The sequence below is a fragment of the Aeromonas sp. QDB14 genome (assembly GCF_027707845.1).
GTDB lineage: Bacteria > Pseudomonadota > Gammaproteobacteria > Enterobacterales > Aeromonadaceae > Aeromonas > Aeromonas caviae.
The window spans coordinates 26998-51264 of sequence record NZ_JAPCJD010000021.1; the positions used below are offsets into that span (position 1 = coordinate 26998).

At 62.3% G+C, this 24267-nt stretch carries 22 protein-coding genes; 12 read left to right on the plus strand and 10 right to left on the minus strand.

What is annotated here, in order from left to right:
* Nucleotides 1-24: 24 nt before the first annotated feature.
* The 4 genes from PG887_RS09260 to PG887_RS09275 all read left to right on the plus strand — a co-directional run bounded on the left by PG887_RS09260 (nt 25) and on the right by PG887_RS09275 (nt 3913).
* Nucleotides 25-984: an ABC transporter permease gene (locus tag PG887_RS09260; protein WP_010674531.1), complete on the plus strand. Its 960-nt coding sequence runs from the start codon at nt 25-27 to the stop codon at nt 982-984.
* An 89-nt stretch (nt 985-1073) separates the two neighbouring features.
* Complete coding sequence (locus tag PG887_RS09265) at nt 1074-1967, plus strand: ABC transporter permease subunit (RefSeq protein WP_010674530.1); 894 nt, start codon at nt 1074-1076, stop codon at nt 1965-1967.
* 79 nt (nt 1968-2046) lie between these two features.
* Nucleotides 2047-3045, plus strand: a complete 999-nt coding sequence (locus PG887_RS09270; RefSeq protein ID WP_270821550.1) for a peptide ABC transporter ATP-binding protein — start codon at nt 2047-2049, stop codon at nt 3043-3045.
* 82 nt (nt 3046-3127) lie between these two features.
* Complete coding sequence (locus PG887_RS09275) at nt 3128-3913, plus strand: peptide ABC transporter ATP-binding protein (RefSeq protein WP_039039015.1); 786 nt, start codon at nt 3128-3130, stop codon at nt 3911-3913.
* A gap of 138 nt (nt 3914-4051) precedes the next feature.
* Here the strand turns inward: PG887_RS09275 and miaE are convergent, their stop codons facing one another.
* Together miaE and PG887_RS09285 are read right to left on the minus strand one after the other, a co-directional pair.
* Nucleotides 4052-4810 carry a tRNA isopentenyl-2-thiomethyl-A-37 hydroxylase MiaE gene (miaE, locus tag PG887_RS09280; protein ID WP_042016277.1) on the minus strand — a complete coding sequence of 253 codons (759 nt, stop codon included), beginning with the start codon at nt 4808-4810 and terminating at the stop codon, nt 4052-4054.
* 93 nt (nt 4811-4903) lie between these two features.
* Nucleotides 4904-5914 (minus strand): LacI family DNA-binding transcriptional regulator, encoded by a 1011-nt coding sequence (locus PG887_RS09285; protein ID WP_042863778.1) that lies wholly within the window; start codon nt 5912-5914, stop codon nt 4904-4906.
* A 253-nt stretch (nt 5915-6167) separates the two neighbouring features.
* Here PG887_RS09285 and ascF point away from each other — a divergent pair, with 253 nt between their 5' ends.
* Both ascF and PG887_RS09295 read left to right on the plus strand, forming a co-directional pair.
* Nucleotides 6168-7622: a PTS cellobiose/arbutin/salicin transporter subunit IIBC gene (gene ascF / locus PG887_RS09290; RefSeq protein ID WP_104455837.1), complete on the plus strand. Its 1455-nt coding sequence runs from the start codon at nt 6168-6170 to the stop codon at nt 7620-7622.
* 31 nt (nt 7623-7653) lie between these two features.
* A complete protein-coding gene (locus PG887_RS09295; RefSeq protein WP_069785464.1) occupies nt 7654-9084 on the plus strand; it encodes a 6-phospho-beta-glucosidase in 1431 nt (476 codons plus the stop codon).
* 102 nt (nt 9085-9186) lie between these two features.
* On the opposite strand, the gene purF is transcribed toward PG887_RS09295, so the two are convergent.
* The 7 genes from purF to lrp form a co-directional block, all read right to left on the minus strand.
* Nucleotides 9187-10707, minus strand: a complete 1521-nt coding sequence (gene purF, locus PG887_RS09300; protein ID WP_069785463.1) for an amidophosphoribosyltransferase — start codon at nt 10705-10707, stop codon at nt 9187-9189.
* An 18-nt stretch (nt 10708-10725) separates the two neighbouring features.
* Nucleotides 10726-11217 carry a CvpA family protein gene (locus PG887_RS09305; protein ID WP_010674522.1) on the minus strand — a complete coding sequence of 164 codons (492 nt, stop codon included), beginning with the start codon at nt 11215-11217 and terminating at the stop codon, nt 10726-10728.
* A gap of 175 nt (nt 11218-11392) precedes the next feature.
* Nucleotides 11393-12688 carry a serine--tRNA ligase gene (gene serS / locus PG887_RS09310; protein WP_039039009.1) on the minus strand — a complete coding sequence of 432 codons (1296 nt, stop codon included), beginning with the start codon at nt 12686-12688 and terminating at the stop codon, nt 11393-11395.
* 280 nt (nt 12689-12968) lie between these two features.
* Nucleotides 12969-14306, minus strand: coding sequence for a replication-associated recombination protein A (locus tag PG887_RS09315; RefSeq protein WP_041211365.1), 1338 nt, complete (start codon nt 14304-14306; stop codon nt 12969-12971).
* 67 nt (nt 14307-14373) lie between these two features.
* Nucleotides 14374-14982 carry an outer membrane lipoprotein chaperone LolA gene (gene lolA, locus PG887_RS09320; RefSeq protein WP_039039163.1) on the minus strand — a complete coding sequence of 203 codons (609 nt, stop codon included), beginning with the start codon at nt 14980-14982 and terminating at the stop codon, nt 14374-14376.
* Between the two features lie 77 nt (nt 14983-15059).
* Nucleotides 15060-17564 carry a DNA translocase FtsK gene (locus tag PG887_RS09325; protein ID WP_270821551.1) on the minus strand — a complete coding sequence of 835 codons (2505 nt, stop codon included), beginning with the start codon at nt 17562-17564 and terminating at the stop codon, nt 15060-15062.
* A 189-nt stretch (nt 17565-17753) separates the two neighbouring features.
* Nucleotides 17754-18245, minus strand: a complete 492-nt coding sequence (gene lrp / locus PG887_RS09330; protein ID WP_005300047.1) for a leucine-responsive transcriptional regulator Lrp — start codon at nt 18243-18245, stop codon at nt 17754-17756.
* A gap of 150 nt (nt 18246-18395) precedes the next feature.
* Between lrp and ald the strand changes: the two genes are divergently transcribed.
* From ald to PG887_RS09345, 3 genes are all read left to right on the plus strand, one after another.
* Nucleotides 18396-19511: an alanine dehydrogenase gene (gene ald / locus PG887_RS09335; protein WP_270821552.1), complete on the plus strand. Its 1116-nt coding sequence runs from the start codon at nt 18396-18398 to the stop codon at nt 19509-19511.
* A gap of 183 nt (nt 19512-19694) precedes the next feature.
* Nucleotides 19695-20645: a thioredoxin-disulfide reductase gene (gene trxB, locus PG887_RS09340; protein WP_010674516.1), complete on the plus strand. Its 951-nt coding sequence runs from the start codon at nt 19695-19697 to the stop codon at nt 20643-20645.
* A 58-nt stretch (nt 20646-20703) separates the two neighbouring features.
* Nucleotides 20704-21945 (plus strand): diguanylate cyclase, encoded by a 1242-nt coding sequence (locus PG887_RS09345; protein WP_029314438.1) that lies wholly within the window; start codon nt 20704-20706, stop codon nt 21943-21945.
* An 83-nt stretch (nt 21946-22028) separates the two neighbouring features.
* On the opposite strand, the gene PG887_RS09350 is transcribed toward PG887_RS09345, so the two are convergent.
* Nucleotides 22029-22499, minus strand: coding sequence for a glycine zipper 2TM domain-containing protein (locus tag PG887_RS09350; RefSeq protein ID WP_270821554.1), 471 nt, complete (start codon nt 22497-22499; stop codon nt 22029-22031).
* Between the two features lie 17 nt (nt 22500-22516).
* On the opposite strand from PG887_RS09350, the gene aat reads away from it, so the two are divergent.
* From aat to infA, 3 genes are all read left to right on the plus strand, one after another.
* Entirely contained in the window at nt 22517-23224 is a 708-nt protein-coding gene (gene aat, locus PG887_RS09355) for a leucyl/phenylalanyl-tRNA--protein transferase (protein ID WP_270821556.1), read from the plus strand.
* Entirely contained in the window at nt 23221-23937 is a 717-nt protein-coding gene (locus PG887_RS09360) for an arginyltransferase (protein ID WP_270821559.1), read from the plus strand. Before aat ends, PG887_RS09360 begins: the two co-directional genes overlap by 4 nt.
* A gap of 68 nt (nt 23938-24005) precedes the next feature.
* A complete protein-coding gene (gene infA / locus PG887_RS09365) occupies nt 24006-24224 on the plus strand; it encodes a translation initiation factor IF-1 (RefSeq protein ID WP_005300033.1) in 219 nt (72 codons plus the stop codon).
* Nucleotides 24225-24267: the final 43 nt, after the last annotated feature.

Genomic DNA, 24267 nt, shown 5'->3' on the forward strand with positions numbered 1-24267 from the left:
GCACCGTCCCCAGGAGGCATAAGCATGTTTTTCTATATCCTGCGCCGCATCACCCTGCTGGTGATCACCCTCCTGGTGCTGACTCTGGGGGCCTACCTCCTGGAGTTTCGCCTCATCACCCAGGTGCTGGATTTCTGGCACGGCTATCCTGACTTCCTCCAGCGCATCGCCGCCGGGGATTTCGGGCTCTCCAGCGTCTCCGGCCAGCCGGTCCTCGACGAGATCCGTCACTACTTCCCGGCGACCCTGACCCTCTGCCTCGCCGCCTTCGCCATCTCGCTGCTGGTGGGCATCCCCCTGGGCACCCTCGCGGCACTCTATCAGGGGCGCAGCCCGGACCTCTCCATCATGGCCGCCGGCCTCGTCGGCTATGCCATCCCGGTCTTCTGGCTGGGGCTGCTGATGGTGATGTTCTTCTCCCTGGATCTTGGCTGGCTCCCCTCCTCTGGCCAGATCAGCCTGCTCTACGACGTGCCCTCCATCACCGGGATCGCCATCGTCGATGTGCTGATGAGCCAGGAGCCCTGGCGGGAGGCGGCCCTGCACGACGCCCTGCGCCATCTGGTACTGCCTTCCCTGGTGCTGGCCGTGGTGCCCACCACCGAGGTGATCCGCCACGTGCGCAGCTCCCTCATCGACGTGATGAAACAGAACTACATCAAGGCTGCCGCCAGCCGCGGACTTTCCCGCCGCCAGATCGTCTGGCGTCACGGGCTCAAGAACGCCCTGCCCCCGGTGTTGCCGCTGCTGGGGCTGCAACTTGGCAGTGTGCTCACCTCCGCCATGATCACCGAGGTGGTGTTCGACTGGCCCGGCATCGGCCGCTGGCTGGTGAGCAGTATCGCGCTGCAGGACTATGCCGCCATCCGCGGCGCCTTCCTGGTGGTGGCGAGCTTCGTCATCTTCATCAGCGTCAGCACCGATCTGCTGACCACCATCATGTATCCGGCACGGCGTAAAGAACTCTATGCAAGACAAGATTGATTGCGGTCTGTGGATGAGCCACGGCGGCCCATGGGCCACCGGCGCACAGGCGTGCCCATCCCCTTGCGACCAGCACGGGAGCCTGCATCATGCACGATAAATCGAACATCTATCCGGAGCTCAAGATCCTCTCCCCCCTGGAGCAGACCTGGGCTTCCTACCGGCGCAACCCGCTGGCCATGGCGGGGCTCTGGTGCTTCGGTCTGCTGCTGCTGGTGACCCTCATCGGTCCCCTGGTAATCCCCTACGGCATCGACGATCAGCACAGCAACCACCTGCTGCTCGCCCCCTCCTGGGCCAACAGCGGCAACATCGATTACTTCCTGGGGACCGACGATCTGGGGCGCGACATCCTCTCCCGTCTGGTGGCCGGGGCCAGACTCACCTTCGGCAACGCCCTGCTGGTGGTGCTCATCGCGCTGGTCATCGGCTCGGCCATCGGCATCCTCGGTGGCATGAGCAAGGGGGTGAAGTCGAGCGTGCTCCATCACCTGCTCGATACCCTGCTCTCCATCCCGTCCCTGCTGCTGGCCATCATCGTCGTGGCCATCCTGGGGCCGGGTCTGTTCAACACCCTGATCGCCATCACGCTCGCGTTGATACCGCCCTTCATCCGGGCCACCTACAACGCGGTCCACGCCGAGATGCAGAAGGAGTACATCATCGCCAGCCGCCTCGACGGCTCTCCGCCCCAGCGGATCATGCGTCTGGCCATCTTGCCGAACATCGTCGAGACCCTGGTGACCCAGACCACCCGCACCCTCTCCGCCGCCATCCTGGACATCTCGGCGGTGGGCTTCCTCGGTCTCGGGGCCCAGTCTCCCCAGCCGGAGTGGGGTGCCATGCTGGCCGACTCGAGCGATCTTATCTATCTGGCCCCCTGGACGGTGACCCTGCCCGGGATGGCCATCCTGTTCAGCGTGCTGGTGACCAACCTGGTGGGCGAAGGCATTCGCGAAGCACTCAAAGAGGGGAACGACTGATGTTGCCAGCCTTGTTATCTATCCCCGCCCCCGGACGCCCTGAGCGACCCGGCTGCGCCCTGAACGGGAGACATTGCTGATGCCTCTGCTCGACATACGCAACCTCACCATCGAAATCGACACCCCCCAGGGCAAGGTCAAGGCGGTGGACAGAGTCAGCCTGACCCTGAACGAGGGGGAGATCCGCGGGCTGGTGGGGGAATCCGGCTCGGGCAAGAGCCTGGTGGCCAAGGTGATCGTCGGCATCCAGAAGGACAACTGGACGGTGCGCGCCGACCGGATGCGCTTCAACGACATGGACCTGCTGACCATGGCGCCCAAGGAGCGGCGCCGCATCATGGGGCGGGAGATAGCGATGATCTTCCAGGACCCCATCAGCTGCCTCGACCCCTCCGAGGAGATAGGCACCCAGCTCGAAGAGGCCATCCCCACCAGCGCCTTCACCGGCAAGTTCTGGCAGCGCTTCCAGTGGCGCAAGAAGCGGGCCATCGCCCTGCTGCACCGGGTCGGGGTCAAGGATCACCGCAAGGTGATGCGGGCCTATCCCCACGAGCTGTCGGACGGCATGTGCCAGAAGGTGATGATCGCCATGGCCATCGCCAACCAGCCGCGCCTGCTGGTGGCGGACGAGCCCACCAGCGCCATGGAGTCCACCACCCACTCCCAGATCCTGCGGTTGCTGGACAAGATGAACAAGCTGGGCAATACCACCATCCTCATCATCAGCAACGACATCGCCGCCATCGCGAACCTGACCGACACCCTCAACATCATGTATTGCGGCCAGATGGTGGAAGTGGGGTCCCGGGACCAGATCCTGGAATCCCCTCACCACCCCTATACGGATGCCCTGCTCAAGTCCATCCCGGACTTTGACAAACTGGTGCGCCACAAGTCTCGGCTCGAGACCCTGCCCGGGGTGATACCGCCGCTGCAGCATCTGCCCATCGGCTGCCGCCTCGGCCCACGCTGCCCCTACGCCCAGAAGCAGTGCGTGCAGACGCCGCTGATGAGCAAGGTCAAGGGGCATCAGTTCAGTTGCCACTTCCCGCTCAACATGGAAGAACCGAAGAAATGAACCGGCACCAGACCCTGATCCGGGGCACCTGCCCGCCCCGTCAGCCCCTCTATCCGGCGAGCGCACCCAAGGAGACCACGTCGTGACCGAACCTTCCCTGTTGCAGGTCAGGGGCCTGTGCAAGACCTATCAGAACCGCACCGGCCTGTTCAGGCGCCGCGCTGTGGAGGCGATAAAGCCCCTCTCGTTCGATCTCGAGGTGGGCCAGACCCTGGCCATCGTCGGGGAGGCGGGCTCGGGCAAGAGCACCCTGGCCCGCATTCTGGCGGGCATGATTGAACCGAGCGGCGGGGAGATCGCCATCGAGGGGCAACCCATGGTCCACGGCGATTACCAGACCCGCTGCAAGCTGCTGCGGATGATCTTCCAGGACCCCAACACCTCCCTTAACCGGAAAATCCGGGTCGGCCAGATCCTGGAGACCCCCCTTCGCCTCAACACGGCCCTGAGCGAGGAGGAGCGCCGGGAGAAGGTGATCCAGACCCTGCGCATGGTGGGCATGCTGCCCGACCACGCCCTCTTCTATCCCCAGATGCTCTCCGCCGGCCAGCAGCAGCGGGTGGGGCTGGCACGGGCGCTCATCCTCAATCCCAAGATAGTGGTGGCGGACGAGGCGCTCTCGACCCTAGATATTTCGGTACGCTCCCAGATCATCAACCTGCTGCTGGAGATGCAGGAGACCATGGGGCTGAGCTATGTGCTGGTGGCCAACGATCTGGGGATCGTCAGCCACATCAGCGACGAGGTGCTGGTGATGCACGAAGGCCGTGTGGTGGAGCGCGGCAAGACCTTGCGGGTCTTCGCCGACCCCCAGCACGATGTCACCCGCCGCCTCATTCAGAACTACAACAACGAATACCGCCGCTGATCCCGCGGCGCGTTTCCCCTTGCGCCAGACATAAAAAAACCCGGCCTGATGTCTCATCAGTCGCCGGGGGATTGCGCTCAAAAAGTGATTGCGTCGCTCGTAGTAGGAACAGGGGAATGGTAGGCAGCCCCCGTCACCTCAACAACTGTCAGATCTGACAGGCAGTCCGCTATGGAACCGGAATTGCGGATCCGGCGAACAGATGAGCTCGGCCTCCAGGCGACCGAAGAAGGCCACTCGCTCGCTGATGTCTTCGTCTGCGAACGTCTGTGCCAGGGCCAGGTAGTCCTGATAGTGACGCGCCTCCGAGCGCAGCAGGGAGACATAGAAGCGGCCCAGCTCCTCGTCCAGATGAGGGGCCAACCTGGCAAAACGCTCGCAGGATCGCGCTTCGATATAGGCACCGATGATCATCTTGTCCACCACGGCGGCCGGCTCGTAGGTGCGCACATGGGTCAGCAGGCTGCGGGCATAGCGGGAGGCGGTGACGGGACCATAGGGGATGCCCCGTGCGGCCATGATCTCCAGCACCTGCTCGAAGTGGTGCAACTCCTCCTGGATGAGGCGCACCATGGGGAACAGCAGGGGATTGCGCTCCAGCTCGGCAAACACGCTCCTGTCTGATTCGCCCATGGTGCGCTTGCCGAGGATCTCCGCCTTCTCCGGCAAGGCATCGAGCTCCCGGTAGAAGGTCAGCTTGGGCAGCAGGTGACGCTTCTCCTTGGGCAGGCAGTAGCGGCGCACCAGGCTGTGGGCGGTGAGTGCCGCCTTGTTCTCGCAGTTGGCGTGATCGATAAGCAGGGTCGGCAACTGGGCGGGATCCCGCGCCATTTCCACCCACTCATCCGGGGTCTCGCAATGCAGGAACTGACGAACGGGGGCTAACAGGTCATCCATCTGAACTCTCATCTGTTGATACGACACGCGGCGCCTGGCGCCGGGGGGCCTATGCTAACGGATCCCGCCCGGCCTGCCCACCGCCATCATGACTCAGCCCGTCAGACGCCTGAGGGAGTCGCGGCGGATCAGGGTGCCGCTGAAGGCGGGCAGTGCGTCCCGGCTCCCCTCCTCCACCATGGTGATCAGGCGGTTGATGGTCTCCTGGATCATCCCGTTCACCGGCATCTTGACGCTCGACAGCGCGGGAATGACGTAAGGGGCCAGGGGAATGTCGTCAAACCCCACCACCGAAACCTCGTCAGGCACCATCACACCGGCTTCGTGCAGCCGTTTGATCGCCCCGATCGCCATGTCATCGTTGCTGGCCACCAGGGCGCTGAAGCGAGCGCCTCGCGCCAGCAAGGTCGAGACGGCGGCCGCGCCACAGGCGGGGGTCCATTTGCCGGGGGCGATCAAGGTCTCCTGCACGGGGATGCCGTGCCGGATCAGCGCCTGCCGGTAGCCGGCCAGACGCTCGGCGCCAGTGGGGGAATCCGCAGAGCCTGCGATGAAGGCGATCTCCCTGTGCCCCATGGCCACCAGCTTGTCCACCACCGCCTCCGCCGCCGCCTGCTGGTCCGCATAGACGCAGTGGGCCGGATGGCGGCTCAGACGCCGGTTGAGCACCATGATGGGCTGCTCATGCTGCTCGATGATCTCGTCCATCTCCTCCACCCCAAGAAAGCGCGGATAGATGATGACGCCATCGCAACGGGAATCGAGCAGATACTGGATGGCCTGGCGCTCCTCGTCGGCGCTGTGCTTGCCGTCCGCCAGTATGAGCTGGCGCCCGCGATCCTCGGTCATCCGCGCCACCTGGGAGAGCAGCTCGCCGAAGTAGACGCCGTGGTAGAGGGTGTTGGTGACCACCAGTCCCAGGGTCCGGGTGTGCCTGGTCGCCAGCTGCCTCGCCACCAGGTTGGGGCGATAGCCGCACTCCTCGATGGCCTGCTGCACCCGGTCCCGGGTCTCCTGGCTGGTGTAACCATTGCCCGACAACACCCGGGAGACCGTCGCCTTCGACACCCCTGCCCGCCTTGCCACCTCCAGCATCGTCGTCATTGTGTTCTCCCTTGCTCGTAACGGGGCGCAGTGTACTGCACCGCCCCCGGCTTGTCGTCGCACGAATGGCGTGCAGGCCCGGGTTCAGTGATGCCATTCACGGATCCGGACGCTCGCTGCACAAGATGCTTGTCTCCCGCGCTCAGGCCGCGCACTCTATGTGGAACCGGTTCCACACTCAGTTTCATGCGCGTTCCCGCCCTTCGCGGCGGCGGGGGCGAGCAGGCCCACTTGGTTAAAAGGATCTACCTCGATGTCAAAAAACTATGCGGCTCTGGCCGGTACCGTCATCACCGCACTCGGCGGCGCCGACAACGTCGTCGCCGTGACCCACTGCATGACGCGGCTGCGCTTTGTGCTCGGCGATCCCGCCCGGGTCAATGGCCCTGCCCTCAAGGCCATCACGGGCGTGCTCGGGGTGGTGCAGGCGGACAACCAGTGTCAGGTGATCATCGGCAACACCGTCTCCCACGCCTATCGCGAAGTGCTGGCCCTGCTGCCCCAGGGCGGTGGGCAGACTCCGCTTCCGGAGGCTTCCGCTGGCTGGAGCCTGCGCCGCATGGGCGCCGCCATCCTCGACGCCCTGATCGGCACCATGTCCCCCCTCATCCCGGCCATCATCGGCGGCTCCATGCTCAAGCTGCTGGCCATGGTGCTGGAGATGACCGGCGTACTGGAGAAAGGCTCCTCGACCCTCACCATCCTCACGGTAGCCGGGGATGGGGCCTTCTTCTTCCTGCCCCTGATGGTGGCCGCCTCCGCCGCCGTCAAGTTCAAGACCAACATGTCCCTGGCCATCGCCATCGCCGGGGTGCTGGTGCACCCCAGCTTCATCGAGCTGATGGCCAGAGCCGCCGAAGGGGAGCAGGTGACCTTCGCCCTGGTCCCGGTGACCGCGGTCAAATACACCTACACCGTCATTCCGGCGCTGGTGATGACCTGGTGCCTCTCCTACATCGAGGGCTGGGTCGACCGCATCACCCCGGCGGTCACCAAGAACTTCCTCAAACCCATGCTGATCGTGCTGATCGCGGCCCCCCTCGCCATCCTCTTCATCGGCCCCGTCGGCATCTGGATTGGCACCGCCATCTCCGGCCTGGTCTACACGGTCCACGACTACCTGGGCTGGCTGTCGGTGGCCATCATGGGGGCGCTCTGGCCCCTGCTGGTGATGACCGGCATGCACCGCGTCTTCACCCCGACCATCATCCAGACCATCGCCGAGACCGGCAAGGAAGGCATGGTCATGCCCTCCGAAATCGGCGCCAATCTCTCTCTTGGCGGCTCGTCCCTGGCGGTAGCCTGGCGCACCCGTAACCCGGAACTGCGCCAGACGGCGCTCGCGGCGGCTGCCTCCGCCATCATGGCGGGGATCTCCGAACCCGCGCTCTACGGTGTGGCCCTGCGCCTCAAGCGTCCGCTCATCGCGAGCCTCATCAGCGGCTTTGTCTGCGGTGCCGTCGCCGGCATGGCGGGGCTCGCCAGCCACTCCATGGCCGCCCCCGGGCTCTTTACCAGCGTGCAGTTCTTCGATCCGGCCAACCCCATGACCATCGCCTGGGTGTTCGGCGTGATGGCCCTCTCGGTGGTGCTCTCCTTCGTGCTGACCCTGGTGATGGGGTTCGAGGACATCCCGGTCGAGAGCCCGGCCTCCCGCGCCGAGCCCGTGCAACCCGTCGCCACCAGCCAGGCGCAGGCCGGGCTGTGACACCCCATTCAGACATGACAAGAGGTAACAGATGTCGTTAACAAGATTTCCCGAGGGCTTTCTCTGGGGCGGTGCCCTGGCCGCCAATCAGGCGGAGGGCGGCTATCTCGAGGGGGGCAAGGGGCTGACCACGGTGGACATGATCCCCCATGGCCCGCGCCGCATGGCGGTCAAACTCGGCCAGGAGAAGCGCATCACCCTGCAAGATGACGAGTTCTACCCAAGCCACGGGGCCATCGATTTCTATCACCGCTATCGGGAGGACATCGCCCTGATGGCCGAGATGGGCTTCACCGTGTTTCGCACCTCCATCGCCTGGGCCCGTCTCTACCCCAGGGGGGACGAGCGCGAGCCCAATGCCGAGGGCATCGCCTTCTACCGCGCGGTGTTCGAGGAGTGCAGAAAGTACAACATCGAGCCCCTGGTGACCCTGTGCCACTTCGATGTGCCCATGCACCTGGTGACCGAGTACGGCTCCTGGCGCAACCGCCAGATGGTGGAGTTTTTCACCCGCTACGCCCGCACCTGCTTCGAGCAGTTCGACGGCCTGGTGAAGCACTGGCTCACCTTCAACGAGATCAACATCCTGCTGCACAGCCCCTTCTCCGGGGCGGGGCTGGTGTTCGAGCAAGGGGAGCACCAGGATCAGGTGAAGTATCAGGCCGCCCACCACGAGCTGGTGGCCAGCGCCCTGGCGACCCGGATCGCCCACGAGGTGAACCCGGCCAACCAGGTGGGCTGCATGCTGGCGGGGGGCAACTTCTACCCCTACTCCTGCAAGCCCGCCGACGTCTGGACCGCCCTCCAGAAAGATCGGGAGAACCTCCTCTTCATCGACGTGCAAGCCAGGGGCGCCTATCCGGCCTATGCGCAGAGGGTGTTTCGTGACAAGGGGGTCACCCTGGTGAAGGGGCCGGAAGATGACGAGATCCTCAGGCACACAGTAGATTTCGTCTCCTTCAGCTACTACGCCTCCCGCTGCGCCGCCGCCGACATGAATGCGGGCAACACCAGCGAGGCCAACGTGGTCAAGTCCCTGCGCAATCCCCACATCGAGGTGAGCGAGTGGGGCTGGGGCATCGACCCCCTGGGCCTTCGCATCACCCTCAACACCTTGCACGATCGCTACCAGAAGCCCCTCTTCCTGGTGGAAAACGGCCTGGGGGCAGTGGACGAAGTGAACGAGCAAGGGGAGATAGAGGACGACTACCGCATCGACTACCTGCGCGCCCACATCGAGGCCATGGGGGACGCCATCGAGGACGGCGTGCCCCTGATGGGGTACACCAGCTGGGGCTGCATCGATCTCGTCTCCGCCTCCACCGGCGAGATGAGCAAGCGCTACGGCTTCGTCCACGTGGACAGGGACGACGCCGGCCATGGCACCCTGGCCCGCCGGCGCAAGAAGTCGTTCTGGTGGTACAAGAAGGTGATCGCGAGCAACGGGGAGGATCTGGCCTGAGGACCCTTGTGTGGGTTGTCCAGGCGCTGCGCCGAGTGTACGAATACAAGATGGGGGCCTAGGCCCCCATCTTTTTTCATCGCGCTGGCAATCTGAAAACGTTTAACTGCCTTCGTTGAAGATCTCGAGGTTGCTGGTCCCTTCCTGCCACTCGCGCACCGCCTTGTTGTCGTCGCTGCGCAGGGCATTGAGGTGGTCCAGATAACCCTGATCCACGTCGGAGGTGACGTAGTGGCCGTTGAAGACCGAGGTCTCGAAGTGGCGCAGCTCGGGGTTGATCTCCCGCACCGCCTCTTCCAGATCTTCCAGATCCTGGAAGATGAGGCCGTCAGCACCGATAAGCTTGCACACCTCTTCCACTTCACGGCCATGGGCAATGAGCTCGTTGGCGGTGGGCATGTCGATGCCGTAGACGTTGGGGAAGCGAATTTCCGGCGCGGCCGAGGCGAAGTAGACCTTGTCGGCCCCCGCTTCACGGGCCATCTGGATGATCTGCTCGGAGGTGGTGCCCCGCACGATGGAGTCGTCCACCAGCAACACCTTCTTGCCCTTGAATTCGGAGCTGATGGCGTTGAGCTTGCGGCGCACCGACTTCTTGCGCTGGGTCTGGCCCGGCATGATGAAGGTACGGCCGATGTAGCGGTTCTTCACGAAGCCCTGACGGTACGGCAGGCCCAGGGTGTGGGCGATTTCCAGCGCCACGTCGCAGGAGGTCTCGGGGATGGGGATGACCACGTCCACGTCGAGATCATCCCACTCCCGTGCGATCTTCTGGCCCAGCTTGCGACCCATGTTGAGGCGGGCGGCATAGACGGAGACCTTGTCGATGAAGGAGTCGGGGCGGGCGAAGTAGACGTATTCGAAGATGCAGGGGTTCATCTGCGGGTTCTCCGCACACTGCTCGGAGAAGAGCTGGCCCTGCTCGGTGATGTAGATGGCCTCGCCCGGGGCGACGTCACGCACCGTCTCGAAGCCGATGGCGTCGAGGGCCACGCTCTCGGAGGCGAGCATGTACTCCACCTGCCCCTGCTCGTCGACCCGGCGACCCAGGATCAGCGGGCGAATGCCGTTCGGGTCACGGAACCCGATGAGGCCGTGGCCGATCACCAGAGAGACCACGGCATAGGCGCCGCGGATCTGCTGGTGCACCTTGCGCACCGCCGAGAAGATATCTTCCGGGCGCAGCGCCATCTTGTCGCACAAGTCCAGCTCGTGGGCCAGCACGTTCAACAGCACTTCGGAGTCCGAGGTGGTGTTGATGTGGCGGCGGGCCACCTTGAACTGCTGCTCCTTGAGCTCCTTGGCGTTGGTGAGGTTGCCGTTGTGGGCCAGCACCATGCCGTAGGGGGAGTTCACGTAAAACGGCTGCGCCTCTGCCGCACTGGAGCTGCCTGCGGTGGGATAACGGACGTGTCCGATGCCGATATTCCCTTTCAGGCGCTGCATGTGGCGCACTTCAAACACATCCTTCACCAGACCGTTGGCCTTGCGTTGCCGGAAGTTTCCACTGTCAATGGTCACGATCCCGGCGGCATCCTGTCCCCTGTGCTGCAACACCGTCAAGGCGTCGTAGAGGGCCTGATTGACGGGGGTGGTGCCAACTATACCGACAATACCGCACATGTCTTTGCTACCTCGAAGTCACTGTACCTGTTGAAGAAAACTGGACGAGTTCATCATGAACCCGAAAAACCACTGGATCACCGGCTTGAACTCCGGCACCAGCCTGGACGCCACCCACCAGTCGCTCTGGGAGAGGCTGGTGAAGGTATCCATGAAAAACAACAGGGCGCTGACGATCAGCACCCCGCGAATGGCGCCAAAACAGACCCCGAGCACCCTGTCGGTGCCGGAAAGCCCGGTCTTTTCCACCAGCAGGCCCACCACGTAGTTCACCACGCTCCCCAGGATCAGGGTCGCCACGAACAGGGCGGCGATGGCCAGACCGTTGCGAACCATGGCATCGGAAAAAGAGGTGAAATAGACGGCGAGATCGGGATAGAAATGGCTGGCAATGAAAAAGGCGACGAACCAGGTGACCAGAGACATGGCCTCCTTGAGAAAGCCGCGCACCAGGCTGATGAGGGCGGAGAAACCGACGATGCCGATGATGGCGTAATCAATCCAGACCATAGAAAAAGATGTCCTGCGAAATTGCGGCGCAGTCTAACAAAAACGATTGCGCAATGCTTGATAAAATTGTGTTACAGGCCCGAAGGGAGCTATCCCTTCCCCTTGCGGCGGGTTTCCCGGGCCCAGAATGCACAACGCCATGGCATGCCATGGCGTTGTCGTCTGCAACGAGCGCTTACCCGATGTGGGTCAGGCCGCCCATGTAGGATTGCAGCGCAGCCGGGATGGCGATGCGGCCATCTGCCTGCTGGTAGTTCTCGAGCACGGCCACCAGGGTACGACCCACCGCCAGACCGGAACCATTCAGGGTGTGAATGAGCTGCGGCTTGCCGTCGATGCGCACGCGAGCCTGCATGCGGCGCGCCTGGAAGTCGGTGCAGTTGGAGACGGAGGAGATCTCGCGATAGGTGTTCTGGGCCGGCAGCCACACTTCCAGATCGTAGGTCTTGGCGGCGCAGAAGCCCATGTCACCGGTGGAAAGCGCCATCACGCGATACGGCAGCTCCAGCAGTTGCAGCACCTTCTCGGCGTGACCCACCATCTCTTCCAGGGCATCCCAGGATTTTTCCGGGTGCACCAGTTGCACCATCTCGACCTTGTCGAACTGGTGCATACGGATGAGGCCACGGGTATCACGACCGTAGGAGCCCGCTTCGGAGCGGAAGCAGGGGCTGTGGGCGGTCATCTTGATGGGCAGCTCCTGCTCGTCGAAGATCTCGTCACGGGCCATGTTGGTGAGCGGCACTTCGGAGGTCGGGATGAGGGAGAACTTGCGCACCTTGCCTTCGTCTTCCCCTTCCCCTTCGATGCCGGTATTGAAGAGATCCTGGGAGAACTTGGGCAGCTGGCCGGTGCCGTACAGGCTGTCCGGGTTGACCAGATAGGGCACGTAGCACTCGGTGTAGCCGTGCTGCAGGGTGTGCAGGTCCAGCATGAACTGGGCCAGGGCGCGGTGCAGACGGGCAATCTGGCCCTTCATCACCACGAAACGGGCACCGGAGAGCTTGACGCCGTTCTTGAAGTCGACCCCCTTGGCCGCCTCACCCAGATCGATGTGATCGCGCACCGGGAAATCGAACTCACGCGGGGTACCCCAGCGGCGGACCTCCACGTTGTCGTTCTCGTCACGGCCCACCGGGGTGGTCTCGCTCGGCAGGTTGGGGATGGCGTCGGCGATCCCCTTGAGCTGGGCCAGCAGGGCCTCCAGCTCGACCTTGCTGGTCTCGAGCTCGTCGTTGATCTTGGTCACCTCGGCCTTGAGGGGGGCAACATCTTCACCACGACGGGCCGCCTCACCGATGGACTTGGAGCGGGCGTTGCGCTCGGCCTGCAGCTCCTGGGTGCGGGACTGCAGATCCTTGCGTTTCTCTTCCAGAACATTGACCGCCGCTACGTCCAGAACGTAGCCACGTGTCGCCAGACGAGCGGCAGCTTCGGTGATGTCGCTGCGCAGATATTTGGGATCCAGCATGGTTTACCTACTTTTTTTAATGGGATCTGGGCCCGGGTCATCGTGACCGGGTTGGGAAACAGATCCGGAAGTTAACATCGGTTGGCGCACCCCTTTGCCTTCGGAATCGGGCCTTCGAAATCAAGAAGATGGTGCAAGGCCAAGACAACCGGGGTCAGACGGGCAGTGTAGCAGACCGCCCCCCCGCCCGAACAGGGACTATTACGCCCGTTTTTGCCGGGCCCCCCTCCCCTGATGCCTTTGCTGTGCGCTTTCCGGGCAAGGGGCTTGAAGGTCTTTCCTATCGCTTGCGCGGGCTCTGCTTGTCCAGCTCGTGCAGATAGTCGAGCTTCTGGGCTATCTGCTTCTCAAGCCCCCGCTCGGTGGGTTGATAGTACTGCTTGCCGGCAAGCTCCGGGGGGAAGTACTGCTCGCCGGCGGCATAGGCCCCCGGCTCGTCGTGGGCGTAGCGATATTCGGCGCCGTAGCCCAGCTCGCTCATCAGCTTGGTCGGTGCATTGCGAAGGTGCGGTGGCACCTCGAAGTCCGGCAGGTTCTTGGCGTCGTGAAGCGCCGCCTTCCAGGCGGTGTAGACCGCATTGCTCTTGGGGGCACAGGCGAGGTAGACGATGGCCTGGGCGATGGCCCGCTCCCCTTCCGCCGGGCCGATGCGATGGAAGCAGTCCCAGGCCGAGAGCGCCACCTGCATGGCACGGGGATCGGCGTTGCCCACGTCTTCCGAGGCAATGGCCAGCAAGCGGCGGGCGATGTAGAGGGGATCGCAGCCGGCGCTCACCATGCGGGCATACCAGTAGAGGGCCGCATCCGGTGCCGAGCCGCGAATGGACTTGTGCACCGCCGAGATGAGGTCGTAGAAGTGATCGCCGCCCTTGTCGAAACGGGCCACGTGCTCTCCCACCACGGCGGCGAGCAGGGTACTGTCGATCACTCGCGCCCCTGAGCTGTCGGCCTCGGCCATGTCGGCCAGGAGCTCCAGATAGTTCAGAGACTTGCGCCCGTCCCCGTCCACGGCTTTCGCCAGCGCCTCCTTGGCCCCGGGGGCAAAGCGCAGGCTAGGGTCATTGAGACCGCGCGGGTCCTGCATAGCCTGATCGATCATGGCGAGGATGTCCTGCTCCTCCAGCCTCTTGAGCAGATAGACCCGGGCCCGGGAGAGCAGCGCGTTGTTGAGCTCGAACGAGGGGTTCTCGGTGGTGGCGCCGATGAAGGTGATGGTGCCGTCTTCGATGTGGGGCAGGAAGACATCCTGCTGGCTCTTGTTGAAGCGGTGGACTTCATCCACGAATAGGATGGTGCGCACCCCGCGCCAGCCGTTCTCCTTCGCCTTGTCGAGGGCCGCGCGGATCTCCTTGATACCGGAGGTGACCGCGGAGAGCCGCTCCACCTCCGCCTGGCAGTAGTGGGCAACCAGTTCTGCCAGCGTGGTCTTGCCGGTGCCGGGGGGCCCCCAGAGGATCATGGAGTGGCAGTGCCCCGCCAGGATCGCTTTTCGCAGGGGCTTGTCCGGCCCCAGGATATGCTGCTGGCCGATGTACTGCTCGAGGGTTTGCGGCCGCATCCGGGCCGCCAGCGGACGAAAGTCCGAGGAGAAATCCAGGGATAAATTGCTCATCTGCATTGACCTTGCATCTGACCGGTCATAAACAACGCCCGGTCAGACGATAACGCCGGTAACGGCTGGCTCATCAGCGCTGGTCGTCCAACTCGACCCCCTTCGGGATCTTGAAGACAAATTCGTTGCCCTTGAGCACCGGCTTGCGGTTGAAGCTGCTCAGGGTGAACTCGCTCCACTGGCCCTGGGCCTCTTTCACGTCGAAGCGACTGATGTTGTTCTGACGGTCGAAGGTGATGCGAAAGGAGGCGATCAGCTCGTCCTTGTTGCGGCTGGTGACGGTATAGACATCCCCTTCCTGGGTCACGTCATAGTTCTTCCAGAGGCTGTTGTCGTTGCCCGCGATGAGCACGAAGGGGGTGTTGAGCACCGCATCCTTCATCTTGAGAGCGGTGACCTGCTCGACGAAGGGGTCGTACACCCACACATCCTTGCCATCGGCCACGATCAGGCTCTCGTCCGGGGAGGTAGTGTGCCAGTTGAAGCGGTTGGGTCGCTGCACCAGCAGGGAGCCGCTCGCCTTTTGCAGCTCCTTGCCCTTGCTGTCATAAACGGTCTGGGCAAATGTCGCGGAGAAGACATTGACGGAGGAGAGCTTCTCCTTGAGATCACTGGCCGCATCGGCCCATACCTGGCTGCTGGCGACCAGCAGAATGGAACCCATCAACAGTTGTTTTTTCATCAGGCTCTTCATAGGGAGGTTCTCGATAAAAGGCCACGCCCGCAGAGGGCATGGCCAGAATGATACAGGAGTTAGGCTTAGTCACGAACCGGCGGCGGTGCCAGCACGTCGCGCTGGCCGTTGCCGCCCGGGGCGCTGACGATGCCCTGGTTTTCCATCTGCTCGATGAGACGGGCCGCCCGGTTGTAACCGATCTTGAACTTGCGCTGGACGCTGGAGGTGGAGCCACGGCGGGATTCCACCACGAAGGCCACCGCCTCGTCGAACAGGGGATCGAGCTCTTCATCGCCGCCCCCGCCGAAGTCGCCACCGCCGCCCTCGCCGTCCGACTCGCCGGAGAGGATCTCGTCGATGTAATCCGGCTCGCCACGCAGTTTCCAGTCCGCCACCACCTTGTGTACCTCGTGGTCATCGACGAAGGCACCGTGGACACGGGTGGGGTTGGAGGTGCCGGCAGGCATGTAGAGCATGTCACCCATGCCGAGCAGGGATTCGGCGCCCCCCTGGTCCAGGATGGTGCGCGAATCGATCTTGCTCGACACCTGGAAGGAGATACGGGTCGGGATGTTGGCCTTGATGAGGCCGGTAATGACATCCACCGACGGACGCTGGGTCGCGAGGATAAGGTGAATACCGGCCGCCCGCGCCTTCTGGGCGATACGGGCGATAAGCTCCTCAACCTTCTTGCCGACGATCATCATCATGTCGGCGAACTCGTCCACCACCACCACGATGTGGGGCAGTTTTTCCAGCTCCGGCGGCATCTGATCCATGGAGTCGCCCGGACGCCACAGGGGGTCGACCAAGGGATCCCCCGCCTCGATGGCGGCCAACACCTTGTCGTTGTACCCCTTGAGGTTGCGCACCCCGACCGCGGACATCAGCTTGTAACGACGCTCCATCTCGCCTACGCACCAGCGCAGGGCGTTGGCGGCATCCTTCATGTCGGTGACCACCTCGGTCAGCAGATGCGGAATGCCTTCATAGACCGAGAGCTCCAGCATCTTGGGGTCGATCATGATGAAGCGCAGATCCTCGGGGGAGGATTTGTAGAGCATGGAGATGATCATGGTGTTCACCCCCACCGACTTGCCCGAGCCCGTGGTACCGGCCACCAGCAGGTGAGGCATCTTGGCGAGGTTCACCACCACGGGTTCCCCCGCGATGTCCTGACCCAGCCCCATGGTGAGCGGATTACGGCTGGCCGCGAACGCCTCGCAGTCGAGGGTTTCCCGCAGGTAGACGGTCTGGCGTACCCGGTTGGGCAGCTCGATCCCGACGAACGTCTTGCCCGGGATCACCTCCACCACCCGCACGCTGCTGGCAGAGAGAGAACGGGCGAGATCCCGGGAAAGATTGGTGATCTTGCTCGCCTTCATGCCCGGCGCCAGATCCAGCTCGAAGCGGGTAATGACGGGACCGGGATAGACGCCCACCACCTTGGCCTGCACGTTGTAATCGGCGAGCTTCGCCTCCACCAGCCGGCCCATGCGCTCCAGCTCGTCCTTGCTCATCATCTGGGTCTTGGCGGGCGGTCTGTCCAGCAGATCGATACTCGGCAAAGGGGCCAGACCGGGCTGGGGACGGCGCTTGGCTTTCACCGGCGCAGCGGCAACGGGAGCATCGGGTTCGTCATCCCCCTCCGCCCAGGGCAAGTCGAGGTCATCTTCTTCCTGGCGCACGGCGGGACGCGGACGGCCATTGGCCACACGCTTGCCCTTGGCGGCAGGCGCCGGAGCCTCGTCCTCTTCGTCGTCAAACTGCGGATCGAACTGGAAGGTGTCTTCGTCAAGCTCCGGCAGCCATTCGTCAGCTTTTGTCTTTTGAGCGCGATTCTTCGTCTTGGGGTTGCGTGTCCAGCTGCCGTGGGGGTCTTCGTCATCCTCTTCCTGATCGAAGCTCCCCACGCCCCCTTCCAGCAGGGGATCCGGCCCCTCATAGCGGGGCTGGCGCCAGCCACCGGTGAGCCAGCGGCCCAGGGTGGTGGGGAAATGGTAGATGGCGCTGACAGAGCCGGTGCAGGCGGCACCGATGCGCTCGACAATGGTGAGCCAGGACCAGCCGGTAAAGAGGGTGATGCCGGTCGCCACGAAGCAGAGCAGCATCAGGTTGGCCCCCACGCCGCCAAACAGCGGCACCACGGCGGAGGCGATCACATCCCCCACCAGGCCGCCGGCGGAAAAGTTCTGCAAGTCGTTGAAGTTCATGCTGGCGATGGCGGACATGCCAAGCACCGTCAGCACGAAGCCGATGATCCGTACCGACAGGGTGAGGTAGTCCACTTCCAGCAGCTTGCTCGGGCGCCAGAACAGGCTCCAGCCAAGCAGCACCACCAGGGGGGGCACCAGATAGGAGAAGGCCCCGAAGGTAAACATGGTGATGTCGGCGAGCCAGGCACCGGCGCTGCCCGCGAGGTTTTTCACCTCCCCTTGCCAGGAGGTTTGCGACCAGCCGGGATCGGCGGGATGGTAGGTCAACAGGGCAAGCAAAAGATAGGCAGCCATCAGGGTGATGGCGATCAAGACGGCCTCGAAGATCCGTTGTGTACCTGATAAAGGAGTAAACAGCTTTTTATCGGCCAAACTCCGGCTCCTTTGTGAAAACATGAATGCGGGGATAGGGGGCCTAGTATCCCTGAAAAGCCCACCGATTGTCAGCCAGTGCCTGAGGGCGGGCCTGAAACTCTCTATAAGAAGAAACGAGCGGACCGGCCGCTCGTTTCTGACTATCGTGACTCGTCATGGAACTTGCAAGTCACAGCACAACCCCGCTTATCGGGTGCTGATCACCAGACGACTGCTCTGTTTGACCTCTTCCATCACCACGTAGGTGCGGGTGTCGTTGACGCCCGGCAGACGCAGCAGGGTTTCACCCAGCAGGCGGCGGTAAGCGGACATGTCGCTGACGCGGGTCTTGAGCAGATAGTCGAAATCACCGGACACCAGATGGCACTCCTGGATCTCTTCGAGCACCTGAACAGCCTTGTTGAACTGCTCGAACACATCGGGGGCGCCACGATTGAGGGTAATTTCCACGAACACCAGCAGAGACGCGTCCAGATAATGAGGGTTCAGAATGGCGGCATATCCTTCGATATACCCTTGTCGCTCCAGGCGACGAACCCGTTCCAGACACGGTGTGGGACTCAGGCCCACTCGTTTGGACAACTCAACGTTCGAAATCCTGCCATCCTTTTGCAGTTCATTCAGAATGTTGCGGTCAATCCTGTCCAAATCCTTTAGCCGACTCTTAGCTTCCATCATTTAATTCCATCCTTTGGCTATTTTTTGGTAAGAATCACCAGTCATTTTATAATAATGGCCACAAATCCTGTCAATACCTGAATATACTAGGCGCAAATGTCGCTTAACATCTAGGCAACATAAACCACCAATCGATAGACGAGGGATAGCATGATTATCGGTGTACCTAAGGAAATAAAAAACCATGAATATCGCGTAGGCATGGTTCCGGCCAGTGTACGTGAACTGACAGCACGAAACCATACTGTTTTCGTCCAAAGCGGCGCAGGAAATGGCATTGGGTTCAGTGACGCAGATTATCTGGCTGCCGGAGCCGAGATCCTGGCATCAGCTGCCGAAGTTTTCGCCAAGGCGGAGATGGTCGTCAAGGTCAAGGAACCCCAGGCAGTGGAACGGGCCATGCTGCGTCCCGGCCAGACCCTCTTTACCTATCTGCATCTGGCGCCGGACCTGGCCCAGACCCAGGATCTCATCGACAGTGGTGCCGTCTGCATCGCCTATGAAACCGTCACGGACGGTCGTGGCGGTCTGCCCCTGCTGGCCCCCATGTCGGAAGTGGCCGGACGCATGTCTATTCAGGCCGGTGCCCAGGCACTGGAGAAATCCCGTGGCGGCAGCGGCGTGCTGCTCGGCGGTGTGCCCGGTGTGGAACCGGCCAAGGTGGTGATCATCGGTGGTGGTGTGGTGGGCTCCAACGCAGCCCGCATGGCCGTCGGCCTGCGTGCCGACGTCACCATCCTCGACAACAACGTCGATACCCTGCGCCGTCTCGACAGCGAGTTCCAAGGGGCTGCCAAGGTGGTCTACTCCAACCGCGAGACCCTGGAGCGCCATCTGCTGGCGGCGGACCTGGTCATCGGCGGCGTGCTGGTGCCTGGCGCCACTGCGCCAAAACTTGTCAGCCGTGACCACATTGCTCGCATGAAACCCGGTGCTGCCATCGTGGACGTGGCCATCGACCAGGGCGGCTGTGTCGAGACCTCCCATGCCACCACCCATGAAGATCCCACCTTCATCGTCGACGAGGTGGTGCACTACTGCGTGGCCAACATGCCGGGTGCCGTGGCGCGGACCTCTACCGTGGCCCTGAACAACACCACCCTCCCCTTCATCATCAAGCTGGCCGAACAGGGCTATCGCAACGCACTGCTCGCCGATCCCCACCTGTTGCACGGCCTGAACGTAATGGCGGGCAAAATCACCTGCAAGGAGGTTGCCGTGGCCCACAACCTGGCTTACACGGATCCCCTGACCCTGCTGAACTGATCGCGTCCCTGCAAAGGGAGGTAGATGAGTGAAAATCCGCCCGCGATGGGCGGTTTTTTTATGCCTGCCATCCCCGGCTCACCCCTCTTGTTGGCGATTGCCCCAATCGATGCGCTGGCCTTTGACCCCGGATCACGAATTACCTACAATCGCGCAAACTCATCACGTCTCGGAAATCACATCATGAGCCAAGTCACTCACAGCAAACTGCTGATCCTGGGATCCGGTCCGGCAGGTTACACTGCGGCCGTCTATGCCGCTCGCGCCAACCTCAATCCCCTGCTTATCACCGGTATGCAGCAAGGTGGTCAGCTGACCACCACCACCGAAGTGGAAAACTGGCCAGGGGACGCGGAAGGGCTGACCGGCCCGGCCCTGATGGAGCGCATGAAAGAGCATGCAGAGAAGTTCGATACCCGCATCCTCTTTGATCACATCAATGAAGTGACGCTGACCGAGCGTCCCTTCCGCCTCAAGGGCGACAACGGGGAATACACCTGCGATGCGCTGATCCTCGCCACCGGCGCCTCCGCCAAATACCTGGGTCTGCCCTCCGAAGAGGCCTTCAAGGGCCGCGGCGTCTCCGCCTGCGCCACCTGTGACGGCTTCTTCTACCGCAACCAGGAAGTGGCCGTGGTCGGCGGTGGCAACACCGCCGTGGAAGAGGCACTCTATCTGGCCAACATCGCCAAGAAGGTGCACCTCATTCATCGCCGCGACGAGTTCCGCGCCGAGAAGATCCTGATCAAGCGCCTCAACGACAAGGTCGAGAGCGGCAATATCGTCCTGCACACCCATCAGACCCTGGACGAAGTACTGGGTGACGACATGGGCGTCACCGGCGTGCGCCTGCGCAGTACCCGGGATGACACCACCTCCGAGCTGCCGCTGATGGGGGTCTTCATCGCCATCGGTCACCAGCCCAACACCCAGATCTTCGAAGGGCAGCTGGCCATGGAAAACGGCTATCTGAAAGTGCGTGGCGGACTGGAAGGGTTCGCAACCCAGACCAGCATCCCGGGCGTGTTCGCCGCCGGCGACGTGGCCGATCACGTCTACCGCCAGGCGATCACCTCCGCAGGAACCGGCTGCATGGCCGCCCTCGATGCAGAGCGATATCTGGACGCACAATAATCGGAAGGATATAAAGGGCATGCCAGTTGGCATGCCCTTCTTTATTGCAAGGAGCAGGATGAAACGAAAAATAATGATAGTGGAAGACAGCCTGACGGTACGCCGCATGCTGACCCAGGCCATTGCGCAGCAGACCGGGCTGGAAATCGACGCCTTCGATACCCTTGAAGGGGCTCGCGATTGCCATGGGGAAGATTATGTGGTCGCCCTGGTGGATCTCACCCTGCCGGACGCCCCCGGCGGAGAAGCTGTCAATGTGCTGAGGGAGCGTGGGTTGCCGGTGGTGATCCTGACGGCCGACATCAGCGAAGAGAAGCGGGAAGCCTGGCTGGAAGCCGGGGTGCTGGACTATGTGATGAAGGATTCACGTCACTCCCTGCAATATGCCGTCGGTCTGGTGCACCGCCTCTACCTCAACCAGGCCATCGAAGTCTTGGTGGTCGACGATTCACGCACCTCCCGTCACCGCACCGCGGCCCAGTTGCGCAAGCAGTTGTTGCAGGTGCACGAGGCCAATTCAGCCCGCGATGCGCTGGCGCAGCTCGAGCAGCACCCCGCCATTCGCCTGATGCTGGTGGACTACTACATGCCGGAGATCGACGGCATCAGCCTGGTGCGAATGCTGCGCGAGCGCTACAGCAAGCAGCAGCTCGCCATCATCGGCATCTCGGTATCGGACAAACACGGCCTCTCGGCACGCTACCTCAAGCAAGGGGCGAATGATTTTCTCAATCAGCCCTTTGAACCCGAGGAGCTGCAGTGCCGGGTCAGCCACAACCTGGAGGCCCTTGAGCAGTTCAACAACATCCAGGAATCGGCCAACCGAGACTACCTGACCGGACTTTACAACAGACGCTACTGGTTCAACGAGGGTCAAAAGTGGTTCGAGGAGCATCAGCGCCATCAGGCGCAGCTCTCCCTGTGCGTGCTCGATGTGGATCACTTCAAGCAGGTCAATGATCACTGGGGGCATGCCATCGGCGATCAGCTGCTCTGTCATCTGGCCAGGCTGCTCACCCAGTTCTTCCCGGATGCCATGATAGCCCGATTCGGTGGTGAAGAATTTGCCCTGATGGTGCCCCACTGCCCCGTTCCCGTGCTGCTCAAGCGACTGGAAGGGCTTCGTCTGCAAATGCGCCAGCAACCGCTGTCCCGGGAGATATCGCTCTTTGTACGCGCCAGTTTCGGCGTCATCAATGTCGGGCGGCTCTCCATGGACGAGGCGCTGAGCGAGGCAGATCGCCAGTTGTATCAGGCAAAGAATACCGGGCGAGACAAGATAGTCTGTCAGGACGTCTGAGCAAGCATCAGCAGAGGCACTCCGTGTAGTACCGCCCGGCGCCCCTTGTGTGGCGGCCGCCGGGTCAATCCCTTCTTCACCGTTCAATAGGTCTTGTCGACCCGCACCCCATCGTTGAAATAGAGGATGCGCACCTTGTCGCCCTGCGCAAAGACCATGGCCGGATCGTAATCCTGGATCACGTTGATGAGCCCGTTCTGCTCGTTGCGGATCAGCAGCTCCACCAGCTTGTTCTCCACCACGCTGCCCCCTGACTGAAACTGCTGCACCGCCGCCGCTCCCGCCAGCGCTCCGACCGCAGTGGCAATCTCCCGCCCGTGCCCACCGCCAAACTGGTTGCCGAGCAGCCCGCCAAGCACGGCCCCTCCCAGAGTTTTCCAGCCGGAATGCTCTGATTCCACCATCTGGCGCTGGGTGATGTTGCGCACCGCATCCACCTGGCCGAAGACCACCTGCTCCACCGGACGCGCCGTGTTGCGTTCATACACCGCACTCCAGGCCGGCGCCGTGACAAAGCCAAACAAGCTGGATACTATCAGGATAATGGCCTTCATCTATGAACCTCTGCCTTATGTCTCGCTATCTTACCGAACTGGATGATGGGCTGTGCTGGTTTCCCTCCCCCAGCCATGCGCTGGAAGAGCCCAACGGGCTGCTCGCGATTGGGGGAGATCTCTCCCCCGCTCGATTGCTGGCAGCTTACCACAGCGGGATCTTTCCGTGGAATGAACCCCATCAGCCACTGCTGTGGTGGTCACCGGACCCCAGGGGAGTCATCGTTCCCGAGGAACTCCACATCGGCCGCAACCTGCAGAAGTGTTTGCGCCGCACACCCTTCGAGATTTACATCAATCGCGCCTTTGATGACGTCATTGCAGCCTGCGCCGCCCCCCGTCGCACCGCCAGCGGCACCTGGATAAGTGCCCCCATGATCGACGCCTATCGGTGCCTTCATCGCCTCGGTCATGCCCACTCCATCGAAATCTGGCAGGATGATCAGTTGCAGGCAGGCCTCTATGGCCTCTCCCTGGGCCGACTATTTTGTGGTGAATCCATGTTCAGCCGCATCGACAATGGCGCCAAACTGGCCATGGTGGCCCTCTGTCGCCACTTTGCAGGGCACGGCGGTGCCCTCATCGACTGCCAGATGCAAAACGACTTTCTGGCCACGCTAGGCGTCCAGGAGTGGCCAAGGCAGCGCTTTCTGACCACCCTGGCCACCCTGACCCGGCAACCGTTGCAAGAGGGATGCTGGCAACCGAGGAGAATCAGCCTATGATTGAAGAAGTGATCCTCAAGGTCGGGCTGACCCCCAGGCACCCGTGCAGCTACCTCGGTCACGAGCAGGAGCAGTTGCTGGTCCTGATGGACCATGAACTGCTCAACGCCGCCGGGTACGAACGGCTGCTGACGGCAGGATTCCGGCGCAGTGGCAACGACATCTATCGTCCTCACTGCCCCGCCTGCAGCGCCTGTCAATCCTTGCGCATACACAGTGAACGTTTCACCCCAAGTCGTGGGCAGAAACGCATCCGCCAGTTGAACCGGGATCTCGAACTCGTGCTGAGCTATGACGACAAGCCCGAGTATTACCAGCTCTATGAACGCTATATCCGTGAGCGTCATCGGGATGGCAGCATGTATCCACCGAGCCGGACCCAATACAAGGGGTTCCTGCACTGCGACTGGATGCCCCCCCTCTATCTGGAGATGCGCAAGGAGGGACGCCTCATCGGCGTGGCCACCACGGACCTGCTTCCCCACTCTCTGAGCGCCATGTACACCTTCTTCGACCCCGACTATGCCGACCGGTCGCTCGGCACCTTCGCCATCCTGAGCCAGTTGGAACTGGCCAGACGTACCGGTCGTCAGTGGCTCTATCTGGGGTATTTGGTGGAGGAGTGCCGCAAGATGAATTACAAGCGCCAATACCTGCCCCATGAGCTGCTGGTACAGGGCGAATGGAAAAAAATCGACACCAAGCCCGAGTAAACTTTACACATAGCCTTAAATCCGGCATGATCCAGCGGTTTTTTGTTGTGGCTTATCAAGAGGATTCAATGGCTAAAGAAGACAGTATTGAGATGCAGGGTACCATTCTCGAAACCTTGCCCAATACCATGTTCCGTGTGGAACTGGAAAATGGTCACGTGGTTATCGCTCATATTTCCGGCAAGATGCGCAAAAACTACATCCGTATCCTGACTGGGGACAAAGTAACGGTGGCTCTGACTCCGTACGATCTCTCCAAGGGACGTATTGTTTTCCGCTCTCGCTAAGCCAGGAATTCAGCAAAAAACCCCAGCCTCTCGGTTGGGGTTT

Excerpts from the sequence above, each read along its gene's own strand:
- PG887_RS09260 (WP_010674531.1), top strand. The coding sequence starts at position 25 with ATGTTTTTCTATATCCTGCGCCGCATCACCCTGCTGGTGATCACCCTC.
- PG887_RS09265 (WP_010674530.1), top strand. The coding sequence starts at position 1,074 with ATGCACGATAAATCGAACATCTATCCGGAGCTCAAGATCCTCTCCCCC.
- PG887_RS09270 (WP_270821550.1), top strand. The coding sequence starts at position 2,047 with ATGCCTCTGCTCGACATACGCAACCTCACCATCGAAATCGACACCCCC.
- miaE (WP_042016277.1), bottom strand. The coding sequence starts at position 4,810 with ATGGATGACCTGTTAGCCCCCGTTCGTCAGTTCCTGCATTGCGAGACC.
- PG887_RS09285 (WP_042863778.1), bottom strand. The coding sequence starts at position 5,914 with ATGACGACGATGCTGGAGGTGGCAAGGCGGGCAGGGGTGTCGAAGGCG.
- ascF (WP_104455837.1), top strand. The coding sequence starts at position 6,168 with ATGTCAAAAAACTATGCGGCTCTGGCCGGTACCGTCATCACCGCACTC.
- PG887_RS09295 (WP_069785464.1), top strand. The coding sequence starts at position 7,654 with ATGTCGTTAACAAGATTTCCCGAGGGCTTTCTCTGGGGCGGTGCCCTG.
- purF (WP_069785463.1), bottom strand. The coding sequence starts at position 10,707 with ATGTGCGGTATTGTCGGTATAGTTGGCACCACCCCCGTCAATCAGGCC.
- PG887_RS09305 (WP_010674522.1), bottom strand. The coding sequence starts at position 11,217 with ATGGTCTGGATTGATTACGCCATCATCGGCATCGTCGGTTTCTCCGCC.
- serS (WP_039039009.1), bottom strand. The coding sequence starts at position 12,688 with ATGCTGGATCCCAAATATCTGCGCAGCGACATCACCGAAGCTGCCGCT.
- PG887_RS09315 (WP_041211365.1), bottom strand. The coding sequence starts at position 14,306 with ATGCAGATGAGCAATTTATCCCTGGATTTCTCCTCGGACTTTCGTCCG.
- lolA (WP_039039163.1), bottom strand. The coding sequence starts at position 14,982 with ATGAAAAAACAACTGTTGATGGGTTCCATTCTGCTGGTCGCCAGCAGC.
- lrp (WP_005300047.1), bottom strand. The coding sequence starts at position 18,245 with ATGATGGAAGCTAAGAGTCGGCTAAAGGATTTGGACAGGATTGACCGC.
- ald (WP_270821552.1), top strand. The coding sequence starts at position 18,396 with ATGATTATCGGTGTACCTAAGGAAATAAAAAACCATGAATATCGCGTA.
- trxB (WP_010674516.1), top strand. The coding sequence starts at position 19,695 with ATGAGCCAAGTCACTCACAGCAAACTGCTGATCCTGGGATCCGGTCCG.
- PG887_RS09345 (WP_029314438.1), top strand. The coding sequence starts at position 20,704 with ATGAAACGAAAAATAATGATAGTGGAAGACAGCCTGACGGTACGCCGC.
- PG887_RS09350 (WP_270821554.1), bottom strand. The coding sequence starts at position 22,499 with ATGAAGGCCATTATCCTGATAGTATCCAGCTTGTTTGGCTTTGTCACG.
- aat (WP_270821556.1), top strand. The coding sequence starts at position 22,517 with ATGTCTCGCTATCTTACCGAACTGGATGATGGGCTGTGCTGGTTTCCC.
- PG887_RS09360 (WP_270821559.1), top strand. The coding sequence starts at position 23,221 with ATGATTGAAGAAGTGATCCTCAAGGTCGGGCTGACCCCCAGGCACCCG.
- infA (WP_005300033.1), top strand. The coding sequence starts at position 24,006 with ATGGCTAAAGAAGACAGTATTGAGATGCAGGGTACCATTCTCGAAACC.